This window comes from Mesobacillus campisalis, assembly GCF_000986785.1.
Classification (GTDB): domain Bacteria; phylum Bacillota; class Bacilli; order Bacillales; family Cytobacillaceae; genus Mesobacillus_B; species Mesobacillus_B campisalis.
Window position 1 is genome coordinate 1 of record NZ_LAYY01000050.1, and the last position, 7,725, is coordinate 7,725.

General features: G+C 47.8%; 5 protein-coding genes, 1 rRNA gene and 1 riboswitch. Of the genes, 1 reads left to right on the top strand and 5 read right to left on the bottom strand.

Annotated elements, in window-relative coordinates:
* The 4 genes from WQ57_RS22045 to WQ57_RS22060 all read right to left on the bottom strand — a co-directional run.
* A 16S ribosomal RNA gene (locus WQ57_RS22045) occupies nt 1-477 on the bottom strand; the annotation flags it as partial.
* Nucleotides 478-821: 344 nt separating this feature from the next.
* Nucleotides 822-2,885: a glucose-specific PTS transporter subunit IIBC gene (gene ptsG, locus WQ57_RS22050; RefSeq protein ID WP_046525879.1), complete on the bottom strand. Its 2,064-nt coding sequence runs from the start codon at nt 2,883-2,885 to the stop codon at nt 822-824.
* Nucleotides 2,886-3,089: 204 nt separating this feature from the next.
* The gene (glcT, locus tag WQ57_RS22055) at nt 3,090-3,932 is read right to left on the bottom strand and encodes a glucose PTS transporter transcription antiterminator GlcT (RefSeq protein WP_046525880.1); all 843 of its coding nucleotides are present in this window, start codon (nt 3,930-3,932) and stop codon (nt 3,090-3,092) included.
* Between the two features lie 124 nt (nt 3,933-4,056).
* Nucleotides 4,057-5,385 carry an NCS2 family permease gene (locus WQ57_RS22060; protein ID WP_046525881.1) on the bottom strand — a complete coding sequence of 443 codons (1,329 nt, stop codon included), beginning with the start codon at nt 5,383-5,385 and terminating at the stop codon, nt 4,057-4,059.
* Between the two features lie 118 nt (nt 5,386-5,503).
* Nucleotides 5,504-5,605: riboswitch (purine riboswitch) on the bottom strand.
* Nucleotides 5,606-5,700: 95 nt separating this feature from the next.
* Here WQ57_RS22060 and WQ57_RS22065 point away from each other — a divergent pair.
* A complete protein-coding gene (locus WQ57_RS22065) occupies nt 5,701-6,831 on the top strand; it encodes a hypothetical protein (RefSeq protein ID WP_046525882.1) in 1,131 nt (376 codons plus the stop codon).
* Between the two features lie 19 nt (nt 6,832-6,850).
* Here WQ57_RS22065 and guaA read toward each other — a convergent pair.
* Nucleotides 6,851-7,725, bottom strand: an 875-nt coding sequence (gene guaA, locus WQ57_RS22070; protein ID WP_046525883.1) for a glutamine-hydrolyzing GMP synthase, incomplete at its 5' end; no start/stop codon positions are given.

The following is a 7,725-nucleotide window of genomic DNA, read 5'->3' on the forward strand; positions in this document are numbered from 1 at the left end:
GCAGTTACTCCGGTACTTGTTCTTCCCTGACAACAGAGCTTTACGACCCGAAGGCCTTCTTCGCTCACGCGGCGTTGCTCCGTCAGACTTTCGTCCATTGCGGAAGATTCCCTACTGCTGCCTCCCGTAGGAGTCTGGGCCGTGTCTCAGTCCCAGTGTGGCCGATCACCCTCTCAGGTCGGCTACGCATCGTGGCCTTGGTGAGCCGTTACCTCACCAACTAGCTAATGCGCCGCGGGCCCATCTGTAAGTGACAGCCGGAGCCGTCTTTCAGCATTCCCTCATGTGAGGGAATGAATTATCCGGTATTAGCCCCGGTTTCCCGGAGTTATCCCAGTCTTACAGGCAGGTTGCCCACGTGTTACTCACCCGTCCGCCGCTGACCATCGGGAGCAAGCTCCCTCAAGTCCGCTCGACTTGCATGTATTAGGCACGCCGCCAGCGTTCGTCCTGAGCCAGGATCAAACTCTCCAATAAAAGAGTGATTAGCTCATAAAATAAAACGTTGGCTCATGTTCTTCTATTAATAGAAGCCATGAATATTATTGTTTGTTGACGCTTGTTTGTTTAGTTTTCAAAGAGCAATCATCGCTCGTAAGCGACTTAATTAATATAACACGAAGGTCAAATTTAGTCAACATCTTTTTTAAAAGATTTCTGTTGTTAACCAATCAACTCTTTCGCCCTAGCCGCTCGTTGCGACTGCTTACTTATATTAGCACCTGCATCGATTATGGTCAACATAAATTTAACTGTTTTTATTTGGAAAATGTTTTCCCAAAAAAAGGTTCCCGTCACACCAACGGGAACCTTTTCTCTATTTAGCCTCTATTAATTTCAATAATGTTCTTTTCTCCAGCATCCACATTGCCAGGTTTCTTAAGTCCGACACTTTCACCTTCGCTCAGATTCGTAAATACAATCGGAGTGATGGTTGAGGTTGCGTTATTTTTAATATACTCAAGATCGAACTTCAGCAATGGCTGGCCTGGTTCAACTGTATCATTTTCCTTAACAAGCGTTTCAAACCCTTGTCCTTTGAGATTAACCGTATCAATCCCTACATGGATCAGGATTTCACGGCCGTTATCCGACAGGATGCCCAGGGCATGCTTGGTCGGGAACAGATTGACGATTTTTCCGCTGACAGGGGATATCACTAGACCTTCGGATGGCTCAATCGCAAAGCCATCCCCCATCATTTTCCCTGAGAATACAGCATCTGGAACTTCGGTAATTGGCTTGATTTCTCCCTTAATAGGAGAAACAAATGCATCGCCGCCTTGATGTTTCGTTTGCAGTGCTTCAGGATTCACTTCTTCAATCTGCTGTTCTACCTCTAAGGCCTGGTTCGTTTCAACCGGACGCGGCCTTTTACCTTTTATAATGTCCTGCATTTGTCCTTTGATGGTTTCGGAACGCGGTCCAAAAATTGCCTGGATGTTGTTTCCGACTTCAAGGACACCTGCAGCACCAAGTTTTTTCAGTTCATTTTTATCAACCTGGTTAATGTCGTTAACCGATACACGAAGTCGTGTGATACATGCATCAAGGTGCGCAATATTCTCTTTGCCGCCCATCGCTTCCAGTACATTGTATGGAAGATCTCCGGTTTTCCCTTTGGAACCTTCCTCCTCTTCCTGGACAGCTTCGCGCCCTGGAGTCATAAGATTGAATTTGCGGATGGCAAAACGGAATCCAAAGTAGTAAATAGCAGCAAAGGCCAAACCGACCGGAATAACAAGCCATGCATTGGTTTGCGGATTAATCAGTCCAAATAGAACGTAGTCGATCAATCCTCCCGAGAAGGTCATTCCGATTTTTACATCTAATAGATGCATGGTCATGAAAGACAGCCCTGCAAAAACGGCATGTACCGCAAAAAGAAGCGGAGCAACGAATAAGAATGAGAATTCAAGTGGTTCCGTAATCCCCGTAAGGAAAGATGTTAAGGCAGCTGATAACATTAAACCGCCGACAACCACTTTGCGCTCAGGCTTTGCTTCATGGTAGATAGCCAGCGCCGCAGCAGGGAGGCCAAACATCATGAATGGGAATTTACCTGTCATAAATGTTCCAGCTGTAAGCTCTTGTACTCCATCAGTAATCTGCGCCATAAAGATTCGCTGGTCACCGCGGACCACGTCGCCGGCAAGAGTTGTATACTGGCCAAATTCAAACCAGAACGGCGAGTAGAAAATGTGGTGCAAACCAAACGGAATTAATGAACGTTCAATTAACCCGAATATAAACGCTGAGACTGTAAGATTCGCGTGCACCATGTTTTGGGAGAAGGCATTTAAGCCACTTTGGATTGGCGGCCAGATGATAAGCATAAGCAACCCAAGGAGAATGGCCATTGCCGCTGTAATAATCGGCACAAACCGCTTACCTGCAAAGAAGCCCAAATAAGATGGCAACTCGATTTCAAAGAACCGGTTATAAAGGGCTGCAGCAAGAATACCAACGATGATTCCGCCAAAGACACCAGTCTGAAGGGTTGGGATGCCTAGAACATTGGCGTAGTTCAACCCATTGACATCATCGGGAGTGATGCCTAGAACAGCCCCCATTGTTACATTCATAATTAAGTATCCAATGATGGCAGCGAGTGCAGCGGTTCCTTCCCCGCCAGCAAGACCAACGGCTACCCCGACCGCAAACAACAGAGGCAAGTTGCCGAAGACAATATCCCCCGCCCTCTGCATTACCGTCGCAACCACATCTACCCCGGCGTTATTTAAAAACGGGGCAAGCTCCAATAGCGCCGGGTTTTTAAGTGCCGCTCCAAGGGCAAGCAGGATACCTGCTGCCGGCAATAATGCAACAGGGAGCATAAGCGCTTTACCAACTTTCTGCAAAACGCCAAAAGCTTTTTTAAACATAAGATTAATCCTCCTCATCAAGTTTCTTTCAACCCATCAAGCGTTTTTACAAACCAAATAAAAAAGGCATGAGCAAGAAAACAATTAAAAGAAGTCATAGTTAAAATACCCCCAAAAGGATGGTATATCCCTATATACTTCCATTAATCATCTTCTTTACTCATGCCTGATCAAATCAGTAACACGTAAAAAAGGTTAACAGTGCTATTTTGTTTTCTTCTGAAGCCTTTGCAGATGCATCGTCAGATAAACCGCTTCAGCATCAAAAACAGGCTGCTTCAAGGTTTGCTGCATCACTTTAATGAGTTTCCAAGAGAGATTATAGCATAACGGATATTCTTCTTTCAATAGGGAAGCGATTTTTTCTGGCTCTTCCACTTTTTCCTGATTCTTTACCCTCTCAATCGCAAATCGCAAGTGCCGGACCAGCCTCATATAATCAACGCTTTCCTTATTAATGGTTATATCCAGCTGTTCCTCAATCATATTCACCAAGTCTGTCACAAGCCGGGAGTGCTGATTGACCTCTGATATTTCCTTATTGGTGACAGCACTATGAATATGAAGAGCGATAAATCCAGCCTCGCCCTCAGGCAATTCCACCTGGACCTTTTCCCTGAAAAGCCCAAGCACTTCCCTGGCCAACTCATATTCCTTCGGATACAGCGTTTTTGTTTCGACCAAAAACGGATTGCGTATCTCCATTCCTTGGGAAAGACGGCTTACAGTAAACATTAGGTGGTCAGTCAATGCTACGTGGATATGCTCATTAAGCTCGGCATCCGTCTTTTCTTTTATCAGCTGGATCGCTGAGATAATCACTTTTTGGAGGTCATCTTCCAAATAAGGCAGGAGCTTAATATAGTTCTTCTGTTCCTTCGAATCCTTCAGGACAAACAGCTTTTCAGCCTGGGTCCCTTCAATCACTTCATTTGGCTTCCGATTAAATCCAATTCCTTTGCCAATTAAAACAACCTCGCCAAATTCCGGGTGTCCGGCAATCAGGACATTGTTATTCAGAACCTTGTTTACAATCAACTCAGACATCGTCCAACCTCTTTTTAAGCGCATTCATAGATTAGTACAATGTTATTAAAGGCAGCATCAGAAGTCAATGGAAAAGGATAGACATAAAAAAGGACCCAAACGAATCTGGGTCCTTTTCCTGGATTTAAGCCAGGAAGATAAAATACAGTACAAAAATGGCGAACAGGAAATACATAACCGGATGGATTTCTTTGGCACGGCCCTTGACAATCATTGTGATCGGGTAAAAGATAAATCCGGCTGCAATCCCTGTAGCTATGCTGTAGGAAAGCGGCATAACAATAATGGTCAGGAAAGCAGGCACAGCAATTTCAAAACGGCTCCAATCAATCTTTCCAAGAGAGGAAACCATCAGCGCACCCACAATGATCAATGCCGGGGCCGTAACTGGGGCGGTAATGATAGACAGAACCGGGAAGAAAAACAGTGCAAGCAGGAAGAATCCAGCCGTTACAACGGACGCAAATCCGGTTCTCGCTCCGGACGCTACACCTGAAGAGGACTCGACATATGAAGTTACAGTCGATGTTCCTAAAAGGGAGCCAACAATAGTTGCCGCTGAATCCGCCGAAAGCGCCTTTCCTGCGCGCGGCAGCTTGCCTTCCTTCATTAAGCCCGCCTGATTCGCAACTCCCACCAATGTTCCCGCCGTATCAAAGAAATCGACAAACAGGAAAGTTAAAATTGTAGCAAGCATGGTCGTTGTATAAAATGCAGGATCCCCAAACGCCGAGAAAAGAGCTCCAAAAGTTGGTTCAAGACTTGGCACCGGCCCAACAATCTGTGCCGGAGTATCAATCAGATTAAAGGTTATACCAGCAATAACAGTAAGGACCATTCCATAAAATACAGAACCGTTAATTCCGCGTGTCATCATAATAACCGTTACAATGAGCCCGAAAATGGCAAGCAGGGTATTAGGGCTTGTAAGGTCTCCAAGACCAACCAGAGTAGCATCATTATTTACAATAATGCCTGCATTTTGAAAACCAAGGAATGTAATAAACAGGCCTATCCCCGCGCTTACGGCAAACTTCATTTCACCAGGGATGGCGTTAATGATTTTCTCGCGCAGCCCTGTAAACGTCAGGAGCAGGAAGAAAACACCCGAAACAAACACTGCTGCAAGGCCATGCTGCCATGGAGCCCCACTGCCTAAAACAACTGTATAAGCAAAGAAGGCATTCAATCCCATACCCGGCGCCAAGGCGATCGGGTACTTTGCCCAGAGGCCCATAATCAGGGAACCTAGAGCCGCTGATAACGCTGTTGCCACAAAAACGGCTCCAGCATCCATCCGCAAGGCGTCAGGCAGGTCGGGAACATCTGCCAATGTCAAAACTAATGGGTTAACGACAAGGATATAGGCCATTGCCAGAAAGGTAGTCATTCCACCGACGAATTCACGGCGGTAACTAGTGCCTAACTCGTCAAACTGAAAGTATTTTTTCATCACTATTCTCCTTAAGTTTAAATCGTCTCTTACAAGTCTGCCCAAAAATCAGAAAAAACGCTACGGTATACCATAGCGTTGACTGCAGATGCAAAAGAACGGGAAAAGGATATAAAAAACATCCAGTTGCAATCCGCGTAGTCAAGCTATTTACGGCAGCTCGGTAGAAACTTTTGGGCCATATCCCCAAGATTATACGACGAATATTAGTATTTAATTGATTTCACCTTTATTTTAGCAGGACTTTTTGACCACGTCAAGATAAAAAGCGAACATTAAACAATGTTCGCTTTTTATTGTTCGTATTTAAATTAGTTGGCTTCCGCTTTTCTTATTGTCCAGCTGCAGCGGCTAGCCCCTCGAGACACTTCGGTCCATCACCTGAAGGCAAAGAACGCCTTCAACTGCTGGCCCTCCAGTGCTTTTCGGGGCTGGACAGCCGCTTCCGCTTTTCTTATTGTCCAGCTGCAGCGGCTAGCCCCTCGAGACACTTCGGTCCATCACCTGAAGGCAAAGAACGCCTTCAACTGCTGGCCCTCCAGTGCTTTTCGGGGCTGGACAGCCGCTTCCGCTTTTCTTATTGTCCAGCTGCAGCGGCTAGCCCCTCGAGACACTTCGGTCCATCACCTGAAGGCAAAGAACGCCTTCAACTGCTGGCCCTCCAGTGCTTTTCGGGGCTGGACAGCCGCTTCCGCTTTTCTTATTGTCCAGCTGCAGCGGCTAGCCCCTCGAGACACTTCGGTCCATCACCTGAAGGCAAAGAACGCCTTCAACTGCTGGCCCTCCAGTGCTTTTCGGGGCTGGACAGCCGCTTCCGCTTTTCTTATTGTCCAGCTGCAGCGGCTAGCCCCTCGAGACACTTCGGTCCATCACCTGAAGGCAAAGAACGCCTTCAACTGCTGGCCCTCCAGTGCTTTTCGGGGCTGGACAGCCGCTTCCGCTTTTCTTATTGTCCAGCTGCAGCGGCTAGCCCCTCGAGACACTTCGGTCCATCACCTGAAGGCAAAGAACGCCTTCAACTGCTGGCCCTCCAGTGCTTTTCGGGGCTGGACAGCCGCTTCCGCTTTTCTTATTGTCCAGCTGCAGCGGCTAGCCCCTCGAGACACTTCGGTCCATCACCTGAAGGCAAAGAACGCCTTCAACTGCTGGCCCTCCAGTGCTTTTCGGGGCTGGACAGCCGCTTCCGCTTTTCTTATTGTCCAGCTGCAGCGGCTAGCCCCTCGAGACACTTCGGTCCATCACCTGAAGGCAAAGAACGCCTTCAACTGCTGGCCCTCCAGTACTTTTCGGGGCTGGACAGCCGCTTCCGCTTTTCTTGCTGTCCAGCTGCAGCCCCCAGCGGCTAGTGGACTTCGCTCGCCTCCCTGCGATAAGTCAACATCGAATCGCTACGCTCTTCGTGTTTCCTTTATCTCAGTCGCCGTGCTCCAGTCCATACGCCGCTGAACGGGGGCTTCCGCTTTTCTTATTCCCATTCAATAGTCGCTGGCGGCTTGCTTGTGATGTCGTACACGACCCGGTTGATGTGCGGGACTTCGTTGACGATCCGGGTGGAGATGATTTCGAGTATATCCCATGGAATCCTCGCCCAATCGGAGGTCATTCCGTCAATCGAGGTGACGGCCCTGATTCCGATAGTATAGTCGTATGTGCGGGCATCGCCCATCACGCCAACGCTGCGGATGTCAGGGAGCACCGTGAAATATTGCCAAACTTCGCGTTCCAGCCCCGCCTTCTTGATTTCATCTCTAAGAATGGCATCAGATTCCCGGACAATTTCAAGTTTTTCTTCCGAAATTGCTCCCAGCACGCGGATGCCAAGCCCTGGTCCAGGGAACGGCTGGCGCCATACGATTTCATCCGGAATGCCAAGCTCTGTGCCAAGTGCCCTTACTTCATCCTTAAAGAGTGTATTCAGTGGCTCAATCAGCTTAAACTGCATGTCCTCAGGAAGGCCGCCGACGTTGTGATGGGACTTGATCGTCTGCGCAGTAGCTGTTCCGCTTTCGATAATATCGGTGTAAAGAGTGCCCTGGGCAAGGAACTCAATTCCTTCAAGCTTTGTGGCTTCATCATCAAACACATAGATGAATTCATTGCCAATGATCTTCCGCTTTCGTTCAGGATCTGATACTCCTTCCAGCTTGCTGAGGAAGCGATCCTTGGCGTCAACCTTAATGACATTCATGTTGAAGCCTTCGGAAAAAGTCTTCATGACTCCTTCCGCTTCGCCCTTGCGCAAGAGACCGTGATCCACAAAAATGCAAGTCAGCTGATCGCCAATTGCCTTATGAATCAGCACGGCAACTACAGATGAATCTACCCCGCCGCTCAATGCGC

What these genes read in the sequence shown, in the direction of transcription:
- ptsG (WP_046525879.1), bottom strand. Translation starts at nt 2,885, where the DNA reads ATGTTTAAAAAAGCTTTTGGCGTTTTGCAGAAAGTTGGTAAAGCGCTT.
- glcT (WP_046525880.1), bottom strand. Translation starts at nt 3,932, where the DNA reads ATGTCTGAGTTGATTGTAAACAAGGTTCTGAATAACAATGTCCTGATT.
- WQ57_RS22060 (WP_046525881.1), bottom strand. Translation starts at nt 5,385, where the DNA reads ATGAAAAAATACTTTCAGTTTGACGAGTTAGGCACTAGTTACCGCCGT.